Annotated in this window: 18 protein-coding genes; 6 read left to right on the top strand and 12 right to left on the bottom strand. The window is 57.3% G+C overall.

All coding sequences use genetic code 11. The features are described from left to right. Positions 1 to 13 precede the first annotated feature (13 nt). Genes V1T76_RS17505 through V1T76_RS17490 form a run of 4 tightly spaced genes read right to left on the bottom strand, consistent with a single transcriptional unit; the run spans position 14 to position 3,978 of the window. Complete coding sequence (locus V1T76_RS17505) at positions 14 to 1,924, bottom strand: beta-N-acetylhexosaminidase (RefSeq protein WP_330561926.1); 1,911 nt, start codon at positions 1,922 to 1,924, stop codon at positions 14 to 16. Positions 1,925 to 1,927: 3 nt separating this feature from the next. Continuing rightward, on the bottom strand, positions 1,928 to 2,728 hold the full coding sequence (locus V1T76_RS17500) for an SDR family oxidoreductase (protein WP_330561925.1): 801 nt from the start codon (positions 2,726 to 2,728) through the stop codon (positions 1,928 to 1,930). Beyond that, positions 2,721 to 3,587 (bottom strand): MurR/RpiR family transcriptional regulator, encoded by an 867-nt coding sequence (locus tag V1T76_RS17495; RefSeq protein WP_330561924.1) that lies wholly within the window; start codon positions 3,585 to 3,587, stop codon positions 2,721 to 2,723. The genes V1T76_RS17500 and V1T76_RS17495 overlap by 8 nt, the downstream gene beginning before the upstream one ends. Before the next feature lie 4 nt (positions 3,588 to 3,591). Next, positions 3,592 to 3,978, bottom strand: coding sequence for a RidA family protein (locus V1T76_RS17490; RefSeq protein ID WP_006933174.1), 387 nt, complete (start codon positions 3,976 to 3,978; stop codon positions 3,592 to 3,594). An 86-nt stretch (positions 3,979 to 4,064) separates the two neighbouring features. Between V1T76_RS17490 and V1T76_RS17485 the strand changes: the two genes are divergently transcribed. Genes V1T76_RS17485 through V1T76_RS17475 form a run of 3 tightly spaced genes read left to right on the top strand, consistent with a single transcriptional unit; the run spans position 4,065 to position 7,177 of the window. Further along, positions 4,065 to 4,586, top strand: a complete 522-nt coding sequence (locus tag V1T76_RS17485) for a hypothetical protein (RefSeq protein WP_330561923.1) — start codon at positions 4,065 to 4,067, stop codon at positions 4,584 to 4,586. Positions 4,587 to 4,588: 2 nt separating this feature from the next. Beyond that, positions 4,589 to 6,106 carry a M81 family metallopeptidase gene (locus V1T76_RS17480; RefSeq protein ID WP_330561922.1) on the top strand — a complete coding sequence of 506 codons (1,518 nt, stop codon included), beginning with the start codon at positions 4,589 to 4,591 and terminating at the stop codon, positions 6,104 to 6,106. A gap of 3 nt (positions 6,107 to 6,109) precedes the next feature. Continuing rightward, on the top strand, positions 6,110 to 7,177 hold the full coding sequence (locus V1T76_RS17475) for a D-TA family PLP-dependent enzyme (protein WP_330561921.1): 1,068 nt from the start codon (positions 6,110 to 6,112) through the stop codon (positions 7,175 to 7,177). A 356-nt stretch (positions 7,178 to 7,533) separates the two neighbouring features. Here V1T76_RS17475 and V1T76_RS17470 read toward each other — a convergent pair whose 3' ends face one another. From V1T76_RS17470 to V1T76_RS17435, 8 genes are all read right to left on the bottom strand, one after another. After that, positions 7,534 to 8,661: an ABC transporter ATP-binding protein gene (locus V1T76_RS17470; protein WP_330561920.1), complete on the bottom strand. Its 1,128-nt coding sequence runs from the start codon at positions 8,659 to 8,661 to the stop codon at positions 7,534 to 7,536. A gap of 74 nt (positions 8,662 to 8,735) precedes the next feature. Continuing rightward, positions 8,736 to 9,947: an ABC transporter substrate-binding protein gene (locus V1T76_RS17465; RefSeq protein WP_330561919.1), complete on the bottom strand. Its 1,212-nt coding sequence runs from the start codon at positions 9,945 to 9,947 to the stop codon at positions 8,736 to 8,738. Between the two features lie 34 nt (positions 9,948 to 9,981). Then, the gene (locus tag V1T76_RS17460) at positions 9,982 to 10,824 is read right to left on the bottom strand and encodes a carbohydrate ABC transporter permease (RefSeq protein WP_330561918.1); all 843 of its coding nucleotides are present in this window, start codon (positions 10,822 to 10,824) and stop codon (positions 9,982 to 9,984) included. Further along, the gene (locus V1T76_RS17455; protein ID WP_330561917.1) at positions 10,814 to 11,710 is read right to left on the bottom strand and encodes a carbohydrate ABC transporter permease; all 897 of its coding nucleotides are present in this window, start codon (positions 11,708 to 11,710) and stop codon (positions 10,814 to 10,816) included. The genes V1T76_RS17460 and V1T76_RS17455 overlap by 11 nt, the downstream gene beginning before the upstream one ends. Before the next feature lie 8 nt (positions 11,711 to 11,718). Continuing rightward, complete coding sequence (locus V1T76_RS17450) at positions 11,719 to 12,888, bottom strand: Gfo/Idh/MocA family protein (protein WP_330561916.1); 1,170 nt, start codon at positions 12,886 to 12,888, stop codon at positions 11,719 to 11,721. Continuing rightward, positions 12,885 to 13,631, bottom strand: coding sequence for a copper homeostasis protein CutC (locus tag V1T76_RS17445; protein ID WP_330561915.1), 747 nt, complete (start codon positions 13,629 to 13,631; stop codon positions 12,885 to 12,887). The genes V1T76_RS17450 and V1T76_RS17445 overlap by 4 nt, the downstream gene beginning before the upstream one ends. Further along, positions 13,628 to 14,539 carry an ROK family protein gene (locus V1T76_RS17440; RefSeq protein WP_330561914.1) on the bottom strand — a complete coding sequence of 304 codons (912 nt, stop codon included), beginning with the start codon at positions 14,537 to 14,539 and terminating at the stop codon, positions 13,628 to 13,630. Before V1T76_RS17440 ends, V1T76_RS17445 begins: the two co-directional genes overlap by 4 nt. Positions 14,540 to 14,782: 243 nt before the next feature. Beyond that, positions 14,783 to 15,664 (bottom strand): N-acetylmuramic acid 6-phosphate etherase, encoded by an 882-nt coding sequence (locus tag V1T76_RS17435; RefSeq protein WP_330561913.1) that lies wholly within the window; start codon positions 15,662 to 15,664, stop codon positions 14,783 to 14,785. Between the two features lie 204 nt (positions 15,665 to 15,868). Here V1T76_RS17435 and V1T76_RS17430 point away from each other — a divergent pair, with 204 nt between their 5' ends. The 3 genes from V1T76_RS17430 to nagA are packed head-to-tail and all read left to right on the top strand — an operon-like array spanning position 15,869 to position 18,827. Further along, a complete protein-coding gene (locus tag V1T76_RS17430; RefSeq protein WP_330561912.1) occupies positions 15,869 to 16,630 on the top strand; it encodes a GntR family transcriptional regulator in 762 nt (253 codons plus the stop codon). Between the two features lie 5 nt (positions 16,631 to 16,635). Further along, positions 16,636 to 17,676, top strand: coding sequence for an SIS domain-containing protein (locus tag V1T76_RS17425; protein WP_330561911.1), 1,041 nt, complete (start codon positions 16,636 to 16,638; stop codon positions 17,674 to 17,676). Next, entirely contained in the window at positions 17,673 to 18,827 is a 1,155-nt protein-coding gene (gene nagA, locus V1T76_RS17420; protein WP_330561910.1) for an N-acetylglucosamine-6-phosphate deacetylase, read from the top strand. Before V1T76_RS17425 ends, nagA begins: the two co-directional genes overlap by 4 nt. The last annotated feature ends 14 nt before the right edge of the window (positions 18,828 to 18,841 follow it).

The raw sequence follows: 18,841 nt of genomic DNA, 5'->3' as shown, positions 1-18,841 counted from the left end.
CCTCGTAACGCACTCAAAGCTCGGGGAAGAAAGGCACCTGTGCCGCAAATCGTTGCCAGGCCTTGCTGGAAGGCTCCGTCCAGCCCGCTTCGGCGACCGCATAGAGCCGCGGAAAGACCAAGTGGTTGAAGATCACGTTGTCGGTCATGTGCTCACACCAGATGCAGGCCTGAACACCCTTGAGACGTTTTTCGCTTCCCGCACTGAGGCCTGTGGATGCCTCATACGTGTAGCAGTCCTGCGGTGTGGATACGCCGGCCCAGCCCGCGCCCGGTTCCTGCCAGCCGGAAGCCTGAGCCATGTCCATGTAATAATGCTGCCCCGGCGTGCAAATGACGTCATAGCCCTGGTCGATCAGATCCTTGGTGACCTCCTGTTTTTGCCAGGCCATCAGCAGGACACCGTCCGGATCAATGCCTCCGCCGTGTGACACCTCATCCCAACCGGCCAGCTTCCGGTCGAGTTTTTTCAAGATGCCCCGAACGCGACCCATAAAGTAGGCTTGTACCTCCATCGTATCCGCCAGACCCTTGTCCTCCATGAGGCGTTGGATCTTTGGGGATTCAAGCCAGGATCTGACGTCAACTTCATCGCCGCCGATATGAATGAACTCGAAGGGGAACAGACTTGCCACTTCCGCAAAGACCTTTTCCAGAAACTCGTAGGTTTCATCCATTGCGGGGTTGAGTGCGTTGTTCGGGTATCCTTGAACGGAGTGATAGCTCTCAGGTGCCTCCGCCTGATCGGCAAATCGTGGGTAGGTTTTCAAAACGGCTGTGGAATGTCCGGGAACATCGATTTCGGGAAGAATGTCGATGTTGAGGCTGGTCGCATGAGCAACGATTTCGCGCACTTCATCTTGTGAGTAGGCGCCCTCATAGACTTCGGAAGCAAAGCCAAGCTGTGGAACCTGCTGGCAGCCGGGGCCCCGCCGCGCGCCACCGACGGTCAACTCCGGATAGGCCTTGATTTCAAGCCGCCAGCCTTCGTCGTCGGTCAGATGCCATTGGAAGACGTTCATCCGGCCCCAGGCCAAGATGTCGAGCAACCGCAATATGTCTTTCGGGCCCCTGAAGTGACGCGAAACGTCCAGATGTGTGCCACGCCAGGAAAACCGGGGAACGTCCTCAATCGAGCCCTTGGCCGGAAACCTGAACCTGTCCGGCGCCTGATAAGCACCGTAGGCGATCTGGGCAAGAACCGTCAGACCGTAATCACGCCCAGCAGGGCCACTGTAGGTCAACGTTGCTTTTGACTGGGCAAACGCGAGCCGGTAGCCGTCGACTGCAAGGCTTTTGTCCTGCTCGAAATCGATCTCGATCTGCTGATGGGAGGGCGTGAATCGGAATGGGCGCGGCGCTCCCGGAAAAAGGCGCGCAGAGAGTGCGTTGATCTTGGCAGCGGCTGCCTTTTCCAGGGCGGACCCGCAGGCCACAAGGAAGCTCGCCTTGTCGTCAGCATAGTCTGAAACGGCAACCCTCTGGGGCCATGGCACAATATGGAGCGGTTCGGAGAGCTCTCCTACCGGTATGTTGCGCCGTTCGCCACTATCCAGTTCTTGCGGCGCTTCCAGATCATTGCACAACACCTCAATGATACGGCCTTCGGTGCTGACAAAGGCAGACTTCGGACCATCCAGACGGTGCCGAGCTACGTTTGCGAGACCGGTAATAGAGAATGTCCAGGTTTCGCCGGGAGCTATCGTCTCGCCGGCCTTCGGCGTGATTTCATGAAAGTTCGCGATCCGGCAGAAGCTTTCGGCGTTTTCAAGTTTTGCATCTGCCGAAGCCCGATTGAGTGCCGTGTAGGCAAGCGTAAAGGCCCTCAGCGGCTTTGAGCTTGTGTTGGTCAGTGCAAACTCCTGGCGTGAAGCTGCAAGATCCTTTGCCGGGCGGTAGAAACAATCGAGCACAAACTTTGTCATGAGCTAAAATCCGTCGAAGTCGGAAGATTGAGTGAAGGATCGGGGGAGGGAAGGCGACCCGGCGGTCAGTCCGCTGTCGACAGGCAGGCAGATACCGGTGATGCAACGGGCTGCGGGACCGACCAGAAAAGAAACCGCTGCTGCAATGTCATCCGGCTCGGGAAGTGATTTGAACGGATACCAGGCGAGCACTTCAGCAAAGACACCCGGATTGGCTGCCTGCCGTGCATTCCAGGCCTGCGTCTTAACGGTTCCCGGTGCGATGGCATTAGAGCGAATGCCATATTTTCCATACTCAACAGCTATGGACCTGGTTGCGTGGATCAAGCCCGCCTTGGCTGCGCTGTAGGCAGGGTGCCCGAAGACGGACAGTCCGTTTACGGAGGCAATATTGATCACGGTGCCGGCACCGCAGGCAATCAGAGACCGTTCAAAGGCCTTGAAGCAATTGAGTGCGGCTTCCAGGTTCAGTGCGAGGTCCTTCGACAAGGTTTCAGCTGTCATCTGGTGAAATGTCAGAGCCGCTGCCGCCCCGGCGTTGTTGACCAGCGTTGTGACTTCACCGAGCCTTGCAGCTTCCTTTGAGAGCCGTTCCAAGTCCGCCTGTTTGGTCAGATCGCATTGGAATGCGGCAATGTGCGCACCATGGTTCTCAAGGTCTGCCGCCGCGCCTTCAAGGGCCGTTATATCGATGTCGACGGCGGCAATAGTGTGCGTTTCTGACAACTTGGCAGCAATGGCCATGCCGATGTCTCCAGCTGCACCTGTCACCACCGCAACTGGTTTGGTCGTTTGATCAGTCACCGAGTGCTTCCTTGTCATCCAGATCGCGTGTGTTGCTGAGCTGGTATTTGACGCGCCTGAGGTTCTCCCGGGCTTCATCCCCCCGTCGCATTGCGACAAGCGTGGCCAGAAGATCCGTCACAAACAGAAAGGCATAGCGGCTGGTGCTGGGCCGCAGGATATTCTCACCTTCCGGCAGATCAATCGCGATCGTGATGTCCGCCAGCTCCGCGACCGGGCGTCCCGGCCGGGTGAGGGCGATCACGACGGCACCATAGGTTTTGGCGGCTTCCAGAGCGCGAACCATCTGGAGGTTCCGGCCGGAGACAGACGAAGCGATGATGACGTCGCCCATGCGCATTGTGGCGGCCTGCATCAACTGCATGGCATGATCTGTAACGCTGACGGTTCGCAGGCCTAGACGGAAGAATCGGTTCTGGAGTTCATCTGAAATCATGGAAGACGTGCCCCCCGCACCGAAGGCCGCAAGCAGCTTGGCCGTCGATATGGCATCTGCTGCAGCGAGTACGGTCTCCATGTCGAGCGCGTCGCGCGTGCTGGCCGCAGCCTCCTGGAACTGTGCCAGAAGGCTGTCGGCGATGTCCGCCGGTGCGTCGGAAGCTGCATTCGCCGTCAGATACCGTGTGCCGGCGAAGGTGACCTGTGCGACCTGAACCTTGAAAGCCGTAAAGCTTTCGCAACCCAGACGGCGGCAAAAGCGGGTCACCGTCGGCGGTGAAACTCCTGCGCGTTCGGCGACATCCGTGATGCCTGCGTTCACGATGAACTCGGCATCGCTACGGAGCAATGCCGCCAGGATCCGTTCCGATTTGGAAAGGTCCGGCTCAATCTGCTGTAGAACGGACAGGATATCCCGCATGGGATCAGGCCGGTTTCTTATAGGCGACACAATCGATTTCAACCTTGCAGTCAACCATCATGGTTGACTGCACGCAGGCGCGCGCTGGCGGATGCTCGCCGAAATAGGTTTTGTAGACACCATTGAACGACCAGAAATCACGTGGATCATCGAGCCAGACACCAACGCGGACGACATGCTCGAGGCCATACCCGGCTTCTTCCAGGATCGCGATCACGTTCTTGATGGTCAGATGTGTTTGTTCGACAATCCCGGTGCCGACAATCTCACCATCCTTCATCGGAACCTGACCGGAAACATACAACCAGCCGTCAGCTTCAACGGCCCGGGCGAAGGGCAGGTTCTGGCCACCGGCACCTGATTTTTCAGCACCATAGCGTTTGATTGACATATTTTGCTCCAAAATGAAAACGATTTACATAGTGGTTTGACATTGGTTTTATTTCATCCGTATATTTTTCAAAAATCAACCGTCAAATGAAAATGGTTTCCGATATGCAGGCTCCTTCCAACAGTCAGACAAATCCCTTCAAGGGAAAAGATGAGGATCGCGCGGCGATCTGGGACATGCTTGTCATGCGGGACATCAATGCGTTCGTTGAAGCAGACTGGTCGCAGGTCGCCGAAGACTTTGACGAACACGCCTTTTTCGGAGTCGACGGCGGCAAGGTGGCCAATCCGGACGACTGGAAACTCGGTTTTCCGGACCTCGGTTCCTACAGGGAGCGTTGGTTGAGCCAGGCGAAAATTTTCAGGGCGACGGAATTCGCCGAAGACGCACGCGCAGCCATTTTTGAAGCAACCCGCCTGACCGAAATCGATATCAACGGAGACCGGGCGATCGCGCACAAGAAATTCGACGGCCGTATCCGGAAAGCCGATGGCAGCGAAGATCGTATGCTGTGGCAGACGCTGTATTTCTGTGTTCGCAAGGAAGGGCGCTGGAAGATCTGCGGCTTTGCCGGGTATCTGCCAAATCCTCTCGGAGCCGCGTCCTGATCATGACGAGGCCCCGCGCTTTCACCGCTGTCCTGGCGACGGAAACCAACACGTTTTCGCCGATACGGATCGATATTAACGCGTTCAGGGCGTCGTTGTTGGCAAAGCCCGGTGAACACCCGGAAACTCCGACCTTGTGTTCGGCGGTCATGACAGTCGGCCGGCGGTTTGCCGCGGAAAACGGCTGGGAAATGGTTGAAGGTACTGCCGCCTGGGCTGATCCCGCGGGGCTTGTTTCCAGACACACCTTTGAAGGGTTGCGTGACGAGATCCTCGATCAGCTGGCTGCCGGTGGACCGTTCGACGTCGTTGTGATCGGTCTGCACGGTGCGATGGTGGCGGATGGCTATGACGATCCGGAAGGCGATTTTCTCAGCCGAATTCGATTGATCGTGGGCCCCGACGTTCCGGTGATCGCAACATTCGATCCCCACAGTCATCTGACAGCCAAGCGCGTTGCCGCAGCAGATGCGCTCATTGCGTTCAAGGAGTTTCCGCACATCGATTTTGTTGAGAGGGCTGAGGATGCGTGGCGGCTTGCCGGACAGGCGGTTGCTGGCGAGATCACGCCAGTGATGAGCGTCTTTGATCCCAAGATGATCGATGTTTTTCCGACAACATCCGAGCCGATGCGTCGCTTCGTGGATGACATGATCCGGCTGGAAAAGGAAACGCCGGACCTTTTGTCTCTTTCGGTCGTCCATGGTTTCATGGCAGGTGACGTTCCCGAAATGGGAACCAAATTGCTGGCAGTGACAAATAATGCGCCGGAGCTTGGACAAAAGATCACGCGCGACCTGGGCGAGGCTCTTTTCGAGCTTCGCGGCAAGGTTCGCAGCGCAGAGGTTTCACCGTCCGACGCCTATGCCAGAGCATTGGACTTTGACGGTGGCCCGGTGACCATCGCAGACATGTGGGACAATCCCGGCGGAGGAACGGCGGGCGATGCTACAGTGCTTCTGGCGGAAGCCATGGCCAGAAAGCTGGAGAGCATTGCCTTCGGGTCAATCTGGGATCCGGTTGCTGTCCAGCTTTGCCACGCGTCGGGTGAGGGCGCCCGGATGATGCTTCGCTTTGGCGCCAAATCCGCACCGGAAACTGGTGACCCCATCGATGCCGAAGTCGAAATTGTTCGTAATATCCGGAACGCCGTACAAGCCTTCGGCCAGAGTATTGTTCCAATCGGCGATGCAAGTCTGATCCGGATCGGCGGGATCGAAGTGATCCTGAATTCGACCCGTGCCCAATGCTTCGACACCAGCCTGTTTTCCAATTTTGGCATCGATCCGACCCAACGGAAAATCCTGGTCGTCAAATCGACGAACCATTTCCACCAGTCCTTCGCTCGTATCAGTCCGTTGATACTTTATTGCGCGGCCGGACGTCCCTATCCAAATGACCCAAGGGTTACACCTTACAAGAAGGCTCCGCGGGACATCTGGCCTATCAACGAAAAAGGGCCGGTGAATGGGCATGACACCGATACCAGTTCCGGCAGCGCCGGACGCAGAGGAGGCTGAGAGATGAGTGTGGGGCTATCCATCCAGGACCTTCTTACCCCGGTAGCCGTAATCGATGAAACGGTTATGGAAACCAATATCAAGGTCGCACAGGAGTATTTCGACCGGATTGGCCGCAAATTCAGGCCTCACGTCAAGACCCACAAGATCCCGGCCCTGGCGGCGTTGCAGCTCGCCTATGGCGCATGCGGTATCAATTGTCAGAAGATCAGCGAAGCGGAAGTGTTCGCTGATGCCGGGTTCACCGACATCCTGATCACATTCAACATGCTCGGCAAATCGCGGCTCGACAGGCTGAAGCTACTGAACACCAAAGTGGACTTGCAGGTTGTTGCGGACAACGAGGTTGTCGTTGACGGCCTCGCTGGTGCGTTTTCGGGAAGCCAACCCTTGAAGGTTCTGGTCGAATGCGATACGGGTGGCGGACGAAACGGCGTCCAGAGCCCGGCTGCCGCAGTCGAACTGGCAAAGCGGATCAATGAACTCCCCGGGCTGGTGTTTCACGGTCTACTGACCTATCCGAAACCCTCGTCGGAGGCTGCGGTAGAGGCTTTTTTTTCGGAAACGCTGGCACTCCTGAAACAGGATGGACTTGAGTGTCTGGTCGTCTCGCATGGCGGGTCGCCGAGCCTCTTCGACAGCGATCTGGTGCCCAGCGCCACGGAACACAGAGCCGGTACCTATATTTTCAATGACCGCGCCATGGTGCGCGCCGGCATGTGTGACGTTGACGATTGCGCCATGCATGTTCTGGCCACCGTTGTCTCGAGGCCGACGGAATATCGTGCGGTCCTGGATGCCGGTTCCAAGGCGCTGACGTCGGATCTGCTGGGCTTTTCCGATTACGGCCTGCTGATTGACTATCCGGAAGCATCTATTGCGACGCTCAGCGAAGAACATGCGGTCGTCGATCTGACGAACTCCGCCGACAAACCACAGATCGGCGAACGGGTCCGGATCATCCCGAACCATACGTGTGTCGTTTCCAATCTGTTCGACCGCTTGGTATTTCACAGAGACGGTGTGGTGACCCGCATTGAGACGGTCGCCGCGCGTGGGCGAGTTGTCTAGAGTGTGGAGCCACAAATGAAGATGAAATGGTTTGAGGCGGATTGGTCTGCCTGAAGGCGCGGAAACGCAGGAAATATGGCTTATTTTCAAGCTTGCGCAACGCCGACGAGGACCAACCCGGTCACATCCGAAGGGCATGAAAATAACTCTACCGCGTGTCGTCAGCCTGCTTGACAGGTCAAAAAGCCCGCTCCGCGCACCCGTTCCTAACGCGGTTTCGCCATTTCTCATCCTATTTCGTCTTCATTTATGGGCCACAGCCTTGTCTTCCAGACGGCTTGCCTGCCTATTGACGCTATAGAAAACGGCCACCTCAAAAGGTGGCCGTTGTGTCTTCAAGTCTCAGACAGCAATCGTCAGATGTGCATGTCCGCCGCTTCCAGCTCTTCCAGCGACAGCAGGCGCTCATAAGCGTTGCCTTTGTCATCGAAGAGATGGCAATCGACGCCCTTCAAGCCCATGGAAACCGAGACACCGACCTTGGCCGGAGCAGATCCCGGCAGCACACTGCAGAAGGTGGATTTCGCACCAGCAACCGTGCTGTAGGTGACGGTGTGAATGCCTAGATGTTCGACGACAGTCGGGACAACATCAATGGATGCATCGGCAGCTTCCAGGGTCAGATGTTCAGGTCGAACGCCCAGGGTCAGGCTTTTGCCGGCAACGTTGTCCTCGGCTTTGACCTTCACGGTCAGATCCTGGCCTGATGGCAGCGTGACCACAACGCCGTCCGGGCCGGAGGTTTTGCCGGTTACCTCCATGAAGTTCATTTTCGGGTTACCGATGAAGCCGGCAACAAAGGTGTTTCGAGGTTTGTGATAAAGTTCCAGCGGCGATCCGACCTGCGAGATCACACCTTGATCCAGCACCACGATCCGGTCTGCCATGGTCATGGCTTCCACCTGATCGTGGGTGACATAGATCATGGTTGCGTCAAGTTCATTGTGCAGTTTGGCCAGTTCGACACGCATTTCCGCACGGAGCGCTGCATCGAGATTCGACAGAGGTTCATCAAACAGGAAGACAGAAGGTTCACGCACGATCGCACGGCCGATGGCGACACGCTGGCGCTGACCTCCGGAAAGTTCACCCGGTTTGTGCTGCAACCTTTCTTTCAACTGCAGAATTCCGGCGGCGGCCTGGACCTTTTCTTCCACCTTGTCTTTGGACAGGCGTTCGACACGCAGGGGAAAGGCGATGTTTTCGTAGACTGTCATATGCGGATAAAGCGCGTAGGACTGAAACACCATGGCAATGCCGCGTTTGACAGGCGGCAGATCGTTGACAACCTTGCTCTCGATTGTGATATCGCCGCCCGTAATTTCCTCAAGCCCCGCAATCATGCGCAGCAAAGTCGATTTCCCGCATCCGGACGGGCCGACAAAAACAATGAATTCGCCGTGGTCGACTTCAAGATTGACGCCCTTGATGACTTCCATCTGGCCATAGCTTTTGCGTACGTCGCGTAGCTGCAACTCGCCCATGGTCACTCCTTCTTTGAAGACGTGTCCGGGCCGCCCGAATATGTGGGAGAGGGGCCCGGACAATGCTCAAGGTGTTACTTGAATTCCTCAAGCTGTTCTGCGGCGATCTCAACGGCCTCGGCCGGGTCAACTTCACCCAGAACAACACCCTGCACGGCTTCGTTGATAGTATCTTGCAAGCCGACGTAGTCAGTAACGAAGGGTTCTGGTCCACCGGTTGCAATCGCATCCAGGAAAGCTTGCCAGGTCGGGTCCTTTTCGACGATTTCCTTCACCTCTGGCATGTCACGCAGCGGCGTGTAGCCTTCGGCGATTTCGAACGCCATCTGGTTTTCCGGGTTGGTCAGGAGCTTTGCAAGTGACAGAGCCTGTTCTTCGACGCCGGAGCCCTTGAAGACCGCAAGCGAGTCGGTGATCAGCAGTGTGCCGGGACCACCGCTCGGTCCATGCGGGATCGGTGCGACGCCCCAGTTGACGCCCTCAACACGGACGCGTTCCCATGGACCGGAAATGAACATCCCGATCTTGCCTTCGGAAAACAGCGGGCGCAGTTTGGCGCGGTCGTAGGCGATCGGGCCCGGCTGGGAGACTTCCGCCATCTTGCCGTAAAATGCCAGCGCTTCGACATTGTTCGGTGAGTTGAAGACAATCTCCCCGTCCTCGTTAATTACCTGGCCGCCGTTGGTATACACGTAGTTCATGAACTGGTGCATGGTGTTGTCGAATGAAGCCGCGGCGAGGCCGAAGCCGTCGGCATCGGTCTTTTCCTTGATTGACTTGGCGGCGTCATACATCTCGTCCCAGGTCTTCGGCGGTGTTTCCGGGTCGAGACCGGCTTCCTTGAACAGATCCTTGTTCCAGTAGAGCGCCTTGGTTGAGAAGGCGCGCGGAAGGCCCCACTGCTGACCGTTGGCGGTGATCGTCGCCAGGATCGGAGCTGCATAGCTGGCTTTTTCTTCCTCGGTCATATTGACGGGAATGATCAGGTCGTTGGCTGCGAGCTGTTTCAGCGTGCGAGAGCCCATATAGGCGATGGCCGGCGGGTTTCCCGCGGAAGCAAGGGTCGTGGACTTTTCCTGGCACTGGCCCCAGGGAACAAACTCAAGCTGAACCTTGTATCCGGTATTTTCAGCTTCCCATTCCTTGATCAGTTCATCCTGGATCGGAATGCCGGCGCCTGTGTTGTCACCACAATTGATCATGTGGATGATCTTGTCTTCTGCGTGGGAAGCCCCGGCGAGCGTGAGCAGGAGAGCTCCTCCCAATAGCACTGATTTTAGTGTCATCTGTTTTCCCTTTCTGGTTGGTTTCTTTTTGTTTTTATTCTTTGACGGCACCTGCCGTGAGGCCGGCGACGATGAACCGTTGCAGGAACACATAGACGAACAGCACCGGGAGAATACCCACGAGGCTGGCGGCCATGAGTTCGTTCCAGACCACTGTCTGGCGTCCGAAGAACTGGAACAGCCCGACAGGAAGCGGGTTCAGTTCGTTCACGGAGTTGAAGGTCAAGGCGTAGATGAACTGCTGTGCATAGGCGGTGATGAAAGCGGTAATCGTGACGACTACGATGCCCGGCAAAGCCACGGGAATGATCACGCGCCAGAGCGTGTATATCCTGCCTGCACCGTCGACCCAGGCTGCCTCCTCAAGCTCCTTGGGTATCCGCACCAGATAGGAGCGCAGCAGCCAGATGCCGGTAGGAATGACGAAGGCCGTTCCGGGAGCGATCATGGCAAAATAGGTGTTCAGCAGTCCGTATTGCTGCATCAGTTTGAACAGCGGAATGATCAGCACCGCTCCGGAAAACATGTTCACTGCAATGAAAATGCCGAGCAGCGAGTTTCGAGCCGGAAACTCGAAGCGGGCAAAGGCATAGGCCGCCGGAATGATGCAGAACAGGCCCAGGACTGTCACCACCGTTGCGATGAAGAACGAGTTGAGCATGTAGAGCCACAGCAGCGGCACGTTCTGCCACATGGTGAAGTAGGCTTCGAAGCTCATTTCGTCGGTGATGAACCTGTAGGGGATCGAAAACAGGCTGCTCAAGGGTCTCATCGACACCACGAAGGCTTCCACGAAGGGGGCCAGAACAAACGTCAGGAACACCGCGAGACCGAAATAGATCAGCACATATTCGTACCAGCGATACTTATGCAGCATTGTTCGGGCTCCTCTTGGCGAGCCGCGCAAGCAGCATGAAATAGACCAGCATGAAAGAGCCGAGGAACAGCACAATCATGACGGTTCTGGCAGCGCCTTCGCCATATTTGAAACGGCTGATCGCGGTCTTGTAGGTGTCGATGATCATCGTTGTTGTCGCGCCGCGCGGACCGCCTTCGGTCAGGATCCAGATGATGTCGAAAGAATTGAAAGTGGAGATCGCCGACAGAAGCGCCATGGTTGCGATTGACGGTACAATCAGCGGCAGTGTGATGCGGCGGAACCTGTAAAGTCTCGACGCACCGTCCACCCAGGCTGCCTCGTAGAGATCCTTTGCAATGGACTGCATGGCGGCCAGCAGATAAAGGGTCACCATCGGCACGCCGATCCAGACGTCCGTGACGATGGTCGACATGAAGGCGGAGTTCTTGTAGGCGAGGAACTCGAACGGCCCGCTCAGGATCCCGAGCCTTTGCGCCATGCCGGAGATCATTCCGAACTGCCCGTTGTACATCCATCCCCAGATGAAGACGCCAATGGCAATCGGGATCACCCATGGGGGCATGACCAGCACACGGAAGAGAGCTCGACCTGGAACCATGGCATTGAGAAGCACCGCTCCCAAGGTTCCGATCAGCATCTTCAGCGCAACAGACAGGGACATCCAGTAGAAGGTGCGCGCAATCACTTCGGGAAAGCGGCGCGACATGAGTTTCTCGTAGTTTTCGAGCCCTACGTATTCGTAGTTCGGGCTCATGCTCGTGTTGGTGAAGGACAGCCGGAACGTTTCGAACAACGGATAGGCGACGATGGCCAACATGACGAGCGAGGCCGGCACCAACAGAAGAAACGGGAAGTAGTCGGTCTTTCTCGATGATTGCGCCATGGGGTCTCCTATGCCACGCCGTAGCTGTCGAACTGCTGCCAGGTGTCAGTGAGGTCGATGACGCTCCGTGTGCGGCGCGCTTCATCCAGTTTGATTGCCGTCAGACCGGCTTCCAGCGCATCTAGAACGCCAACGGGTAGATTGCCGCCATTCTTGAAATAATGATGGAGGTCTCGCGCCATGGCTTCGTCAGCGCCGTAATGGCCATGCCGGCTGGCATCGACGACTTTGGGTTTGTCGATCAGACAGGCGGACGTCAGAGCGTCATGAACCCGGTAGTAGTTGCGGATGAAGTCACCTTCGGCCATGCCCTTCGTGCCCATGACCGCAAACCGGCGGAATTCGTCCGGCACATACATGTTGGTGTGAAAGCAAAGGTTTGCGCCGTCCTGATACTCGATCAGTGCCGTCTGATAATCGATGATGTCTCCATCGCTGTCGAAGTCGGCATTGCCACCGCCCCAGCGCGGGGTGAAGGGGTCGACCCTGCCTTCGATTTTCGGCGTCGGGAAAGTATGGTCCTGATCCGGCCGGTTTTCCGGAACGAAGCTTTTGCGGCCGCCGAAACTCGACACGAAACGCGGACGGCAGCCGGTGACGCCCTGGTAAAGGTCGAGGTCGTGACAGCATTTTTCCAGCATGAAACCGCCGGAGTTTCTGTCATATCGGCGCCAGTCACGCATGAAGAACGAGCCATGATAGGGCCCGATATGCTCGGATGCCTCAATGGAGACTACCTTGCCGATCTGGCCGGATTTCAGGCTTTTTTGAAGCTCGGTGTAGAGCGGCGAATAGCGCAGCACCAACCCGACAAGGACACGTTTCGATCCCCCATGCTTCTTCATCAGGGACAGAAGTTCGAATGTTTCTTCCTCGCTGACGACAATCGGCTTCTCGCAAAAGATGTAACGGACATCCGTCTCCAGGGCCGTTCGCAGATGATCCAGGTGCATGAAATTGGGTGAGCCGATCATCAGAAGATCGAGCTTTTCCTTCCGGATCATCCTGGCAAGATCGGTGTAGGCGGTCAGGCTATGGCCGCATCTCGCCTCGACATGCTTGAGGCCGGCCGGTGTCGGGTCGACATAGGCGCAAGGATCCAGATCTCCCGAAACCTCCTGCAGGCAGTTGCTGACGTTGGCAATTCTCGCTCCCAATCCGACATAGCCGGTCTTCATACTGCGGTCTCCGTAAACTGATCGATGGCATTGCGAAGGGCCTGAACGGCGCTTCCATCGGTATTCCTGATGCCTGCCTCGGCGACGAAACCGAGGCGCGTTTCCAAGCTCTGCGGCTCTTGCGAACGCTTCACCGAAGAGCAGGACGCATGAAGCTCCCTCACTCCGGAGTGTTTGAGGATGCGGTTGGCGTTTGCGGCGGTGATGCCTGATCCAGCCATGATTGAAATTCGGCCGTCTGTGAGCCTGACTGCCTGCTCAAGCAACTGCAGCCCGCCTTCCGCGCTTGGGGCCTGACCAGACGTCAGCACCCGCTCAAACCCGAGTTCGATCGCCTCTTCAATGGCTCTTGGATAATCCTGGACGGTGTCTATGGCGCGATGCAGGGTTGCCGGCAGTCTGATGCTCTTCAGCGCCAAGGTCAGGAAGTCGCGATCGAGATGATGCTGGTTGTCGACTGCCCCGATAACGATACCCGCCAGGCCGGCGTGTTCGGCCGCTTCCATGTCGCGCAGCATCACGGCCTTTTCCAGATCCGAATACAGAAAGTCTCCGGACCTTGGACGTATCATCGCGTAAACCGGAACGGGGAGCCTGGCGGCTGCCACCATGAAACCGTGGGATGGTGTCAGCCCGCCTTCGGAAAGGGCTGCACAAAGTTCAATGCGGTCGGCTCCGTTTTCGGCTGCCGTCCAGGCGCCTTCGAGGGTGTCTGCACAAACCTCGAGGGGAACCCTGGTCACCTCGCGGCCTCCTTGAACAGTGACCGCGCAACGATACCAGCCCCGTGCAGGCCGCCATTAGCGGAATACGCCCCTTTGATGACGAGAGGCTCGCCATATTCGGCAAGCACGATGTCCCGTGTTTTCCTGTCGATGACGTCCAGCAGGACAAGGTCGTTGGAAAGGCCTCCGCTTACCGGAATGACATCCGGCCCAAGCGTGTTGACAAAGGCGGAGAGCGCACGAGAGAGCAGTGTGGTGAAGGCATCCAGCGTTTGGGTGGCGGCTTCCTCGCCTGCATGCCAGGCAGCGGTAATATCCTTGCTCGGCTGGTCCAGACCATGCAAAGACCGATGGATCTTCTCCATACCGCGTGCCGAACAAATAGCGTCGATGCATCCGGTCTGGCCGCAGCCGCACGCATAATGCTCAATGCCCCTCAACTGGCCACCTGCGGTCGGGTCCATGATGGGGCCGTGTCCCCATTCGCCGGCAATGCCGCCATAGCCGGTGACAAGAGAGCCGTTGACGACAAGACCGCCACCAACCCCGGATCCCAGAATAATGCCGAAAACGACGTGTTTGCCTCGGCCTGTACCATCGACAGCCTCTGCAAGTGCAAAGGCATTGGCATCATTTGTTATGGCAACAGGGCGGTTGAGGGCAGTCTCCAGATCCGATTGAACTCGCCGCTTGTGAAGGCAGGGAATATTGGCCACATCCGCGATGCCGCTGCGTGCATCAAAAGCGCCAGCCAGTGAGATCGATATGGGGGAGCCATCAGGTCCGGAGCAGGCTGCGATGGCATCGACAAAGGCCTGCCAGTCATTGCCTGGCGTCGCAACTCGGCCTTTTTCCGCAACAGTTCCATCTACTTGGAGCTCTCCATGTCGAATGAAGGAACCTCCAATATCAAAACAGGTGATCATCGCCTGCTATAACGCCTCTGGATTTTAGTTGTTAACGACCAGTTATAATACCAATATGCAACCAATGATATGGCTAGTAAACCGAAAAAAGAAATTGGCATCATTTTTTTAACGAATTGGACCTGAAAGCCTTGTCAATTTGAACGGGATTTGGGGGGGGCAAGACGTGGCGCGCCGGGGTGGCGCGCCCCCGACTTTCAAACGCGCGATCTTGAAAGAGTCGCGGCTTGAAAAAGATCGGTGTTAAAGGAAGGGACGCAGGTTTCCGTCGTGTTCGGCGAGAGATTTTTCGGCACCTTCCAGGTCGAGACCTTCCCGAATCATCAGCACGGCAATCTTGACGCGCCCCCCGGCCTGTTGAAGCTTTTCAGCGGCGGCTTCAGCTGTGCAGCCTGTCAGATCCTGAAGAATGCGATAGGCTCGCTGGCGCAGTTTCTCATTGTCAGCCACAAGGTTGACCATGTGGCCCCGAACCGCGTGCCCCAATCGCAACGCCACCAGTGTCGAGATCATATTAAGCGCTGCTTTCTGGGCACTTGCGGCGCCAAGACGCGTAGATCCGGCGATGATTTCCGGGGGGGTTTTCAGGAAGATCGGGAAATCTGCCTGATGGAGGAGAGGGGTGTCGGCATTATTTGCTAGCGCCACCGTTCGCGTGCCGGCCACCTTCGCGCCTCTGAGTGCTCCGAGCGTATAAGGTGTTGATCCACTTGCGGAAACGGCAATGAGAATGTCGCCTTGCCCCAGGTCCGAATTCTGGAAGTCCGCAAATCCCGCTTCTTCGTCGTCTTCATAGGTACCGGCAAGGTGCAGCAGGTTTGCGGCACCGCCCGCATAGAGCATCCGCATGCGTTCTACGGGAAAGCCGAAGGTGCCGGGCAGTTCGAGGCAATCTGCCAGCGCCGTCAGTCCGGCACTGCCCGCGCCAGCGTAACCGATCTTTCCACCTGACACAGTCACACGCTGCAGTGCTTCGGCTGCCTTTGCTATCTGTGGAATGGCTGCTTCCGTGGCTTTCAACGCATCTTTCTGGCGTTGCAGCAGCAGGGACAGAACGTCTTCATCAGACCTTTTGGACAGGCCAATGGAGAGCGGGTCACGGTCTTCGGTCGTCGGCAAATTCATGGGTCAGGAACTCGGAGAAACGCCAAGTTTCATGTCGCGGATTAAAGACTCTCAGGGCAACTCCGCATCTGGGCGGCCTCTGTTGGGTGCTCCGGTTGCGGTGACGCAGGTTCGCAAATTGTTTTAACACTTGATTTTCGGTTTCGATAGAGTTTAAATTGGTATCTGAAAGGTATTATTTTCTTCTCCAAGGCGCCCCTTTTCATGACGGACTTCATTTCCATGCTGGAAAATGGTGACTGGCTGGCGAACTCCAGCGGTCCCAGATATTTGCAGTTGCGGCGGCGCATTCAGCAGGCAATTGACGACGGTGTGCTGAGAGAGAATGAACCGTTACCGTCAGAGCGTGAGATCGCGTCGATCACAGACCTTTCCCGGGTAACGGTGCGCAAGGCGGTTGCCGGTCTTGTCGAGGATCAGGTCGTTGTCCAGAAGCGTGGCAGCGGATCTTTCGTGGCGCCCAAGGTGCATAAGGTCGAACAACGTCTTTCCAGCTTGACATCCTTCTCCGAAGATATGGCTCGCCGGGGGCTTTCCGCCAGCAGCGAGTGGCTGCGTCGAGGACTGTTTCCGGCTTCGCCAGAGGAAATGTTCACACTCGGTCTCACATCTGGCCAGCGTGTTGCCCGTGTCGACCGGCTTCGCAAGGCTGACGGTACCGCTATGGCAATTGAGCGCGCCTCCCTGTCCGAGAACGTTCTGCCCCACCCGGAGCGCGTCACGACTTCACTCTATGCTGTCCTGAGGGCCGCCGGTTTGCAGCCGGTGCGCGCCATACAGCGTATTTCCGCGCGAAACCTTGAGCCCGTTGATGCTGACATACTCGGTGTGCCGGCAGGCTCTGCCGGGTTGAAAATAGAACGTGTGTCCTATCTCGGATCCGGAAACGTCGTCGAATTTACCCGTTCCGTTTACCGCGGCGATGCCTATGACTTCATCGCCGAACTTCAGATTTCGGAAGACTGACCCAAATGAGTGAAGCAAGTACCCTGGCCACGCCGACGCATATGCGCCGGGAAATCGAAGAGATTCCGGACGCTGCGCGCCGCTTGCTGGCGGTTGGACATCCGCTCATCCGCGAGATCGCAAAAAAAGCAGGCGCGCCGGTGTTTCTGGCAAGTGTCGCCCGTGGTTCCTCGGACCATGCTGCGACGTTCCTGAAGTATGCATCGGAAATTTACCTCGGACTTGCAATGGCCTCTCTCGGGCCGTCCGTTTCTTCTGTTTATGGCGGCAAGGTGAAGCTCGGCCAAGCACTGGTGATTGCGATTTCCCAGTCGGGTGCGAGCCCGGACAGTCTCTCTGTTGTGGAAAGCGCTACCAAACAGGGCGCCTTCACGGTTGGCTTCACCAACACATCGGACAGCGAGCTTGCAAGGCTATCGAGCGCTGCCATTGATATTTGCGCGGGGCCTGAGCGTAGCGTTGCCGCGACCAAGACATTCGTCAATTCCGTATTGGCAGGTCTTCTGCTGATTGCGGAGATCGGCGGTGACAAGGAATTGCTCGACGCGTTGGCCGACATGCCGCAGCATTTCGAGAAGGCGATCGACATGGATTGGCGCGCCCTTGCGCAGCCGATCGAGCAGCGCGGATCGCTCTATGTCATCGGTCGTGGACCGGGCTTGGCGATAGCCAATGAAGCCGCCCTGAAGTTCAAGGAAACTTGCCAGATTCATGCAGAGGCCTATTCGTCGGCCGAGGTGATGCACGGTCCAGTGTCGATCGTTGAAAACGGATACCCGATCCTGGCCCTTGGTGTACGCGATGCTGCTGAAGAGGGACTGGCCGAAGCTGCGGATCGCATGGTGGATCAGGGCGGCAGCGTCTTTGCGACAACAGACAAGGTTCGTCGGGCGGAAAGGCTCGCCTTTCAGGCGACCGGACATCCTTTGACGGACGCTTTGGTTCAGATTGTCTCCTTTTATGCCTTTATCGAGTGGTTTGCTCGGCACCGTGGGTTCAATCCGGACGTACCGAAGCACTTGAAGAAAGTCACCCAGACCGTATGACCTCCACAACCGCCTATCTCTGCAGCCGGGTTTTCGATGGTGAGAAAATCCATGCGAATGCAGCCCTGCTTGTCGAGGAGGGCAAGGTGGCTGGCCTGTGTCCGGTTGACCAGGTGCAAGCTGGCACGGAAACACAGGACCTCGGTGATGGTCTCCTGACGCCGGGGTTGATCGATCTTCAGGTCAATGGCGGCGGTGGCTTGATGCTGGGGGATGTGAAGACGGTCGATGACTTCGAACGTATCTGCGCCGCCCATGTAAAGCTCGGCACGACAGCCTTGACGCCGACCTTGATCACGGACACGCCTGAGACAACACGAAAAGTCATTGATCTTGCAATTGCGGCATGGGCGAGGGGCGTGAAAGGTTTTCATGGATTGCATCTGGAAGGCCCGCATCTGTTTGCGGGGCGCAAGGGCGCACATGACCCGCAGCTGATCCGGCCTCTGGCCCGGGAAGACATGTCGCTCTACCTGCGCGCAGCGCGGGAACTGCCGAGCCTTATCATGACCGTTGCGCCGGAAACGGTGCCGCCAGACCAGATACGGGAGTTGGCAGACGCCGGCGTTCACGTCAGTCTTGGCCATTCCGGTGCGACCTACCGGCAATGCAGGGCTGCGGCCGAAGCGGGCGCTTCGTTGGTTACCCATCTCTTCAACGCCATGAGCCCGTTGCAACACCGCGAACCCGGCCTTGTCGGCGCCGCGCTTGATCTGGGTGCGCTCAACGTCGGCATCATTGCGGACGGCGTCCACGTCAATCCGGTCGCGATGCGCATCGCGCTGAAGTCCAAGACTGGCCCAGGCAGGATCTTTATCGTCACCGACGCCATGTCACAGACCGGTACCGATGTGACGTCCTTCCTCTTGGGCGGGCGAGAAATCTTTCGCCGCAACGGTACACTGACCCTCGAAGACGGCACACTTGCGGGTGCCGACATCGATCTTCCGGCGTCTTTGAAATTTCTGACAGAAACACTCCAGCTACCGCTCGAAACGGCGCTGGCGATGGCCACAAGCGATCCCGCCGACGTGCTTGGTCGCCCGCTCGGGCGTTTCGAAGAAGGCTTCCCGGCGGACTTTGTGCAGTTCAGCAACGGCTTTGGTGTTGAGGGTGTCTGGATTGCGGGTCTTCAACAGGCAAGAGCATAACCAGTCAAGAGTGC

The sequence above is a fragment of the Roseibium sp. FZY0029 genome (assembly GCF_036350355.1).
GTDB lineage: Bacteria > Pseudomonadota > Alphaproteobacteria > Rhizobiales > Stappiaceae > Roseibium.
Note: the sequence above shows the minus strand (reverse complement) of the source record. Positions and strands in the feature narration are given on the sequence as shown.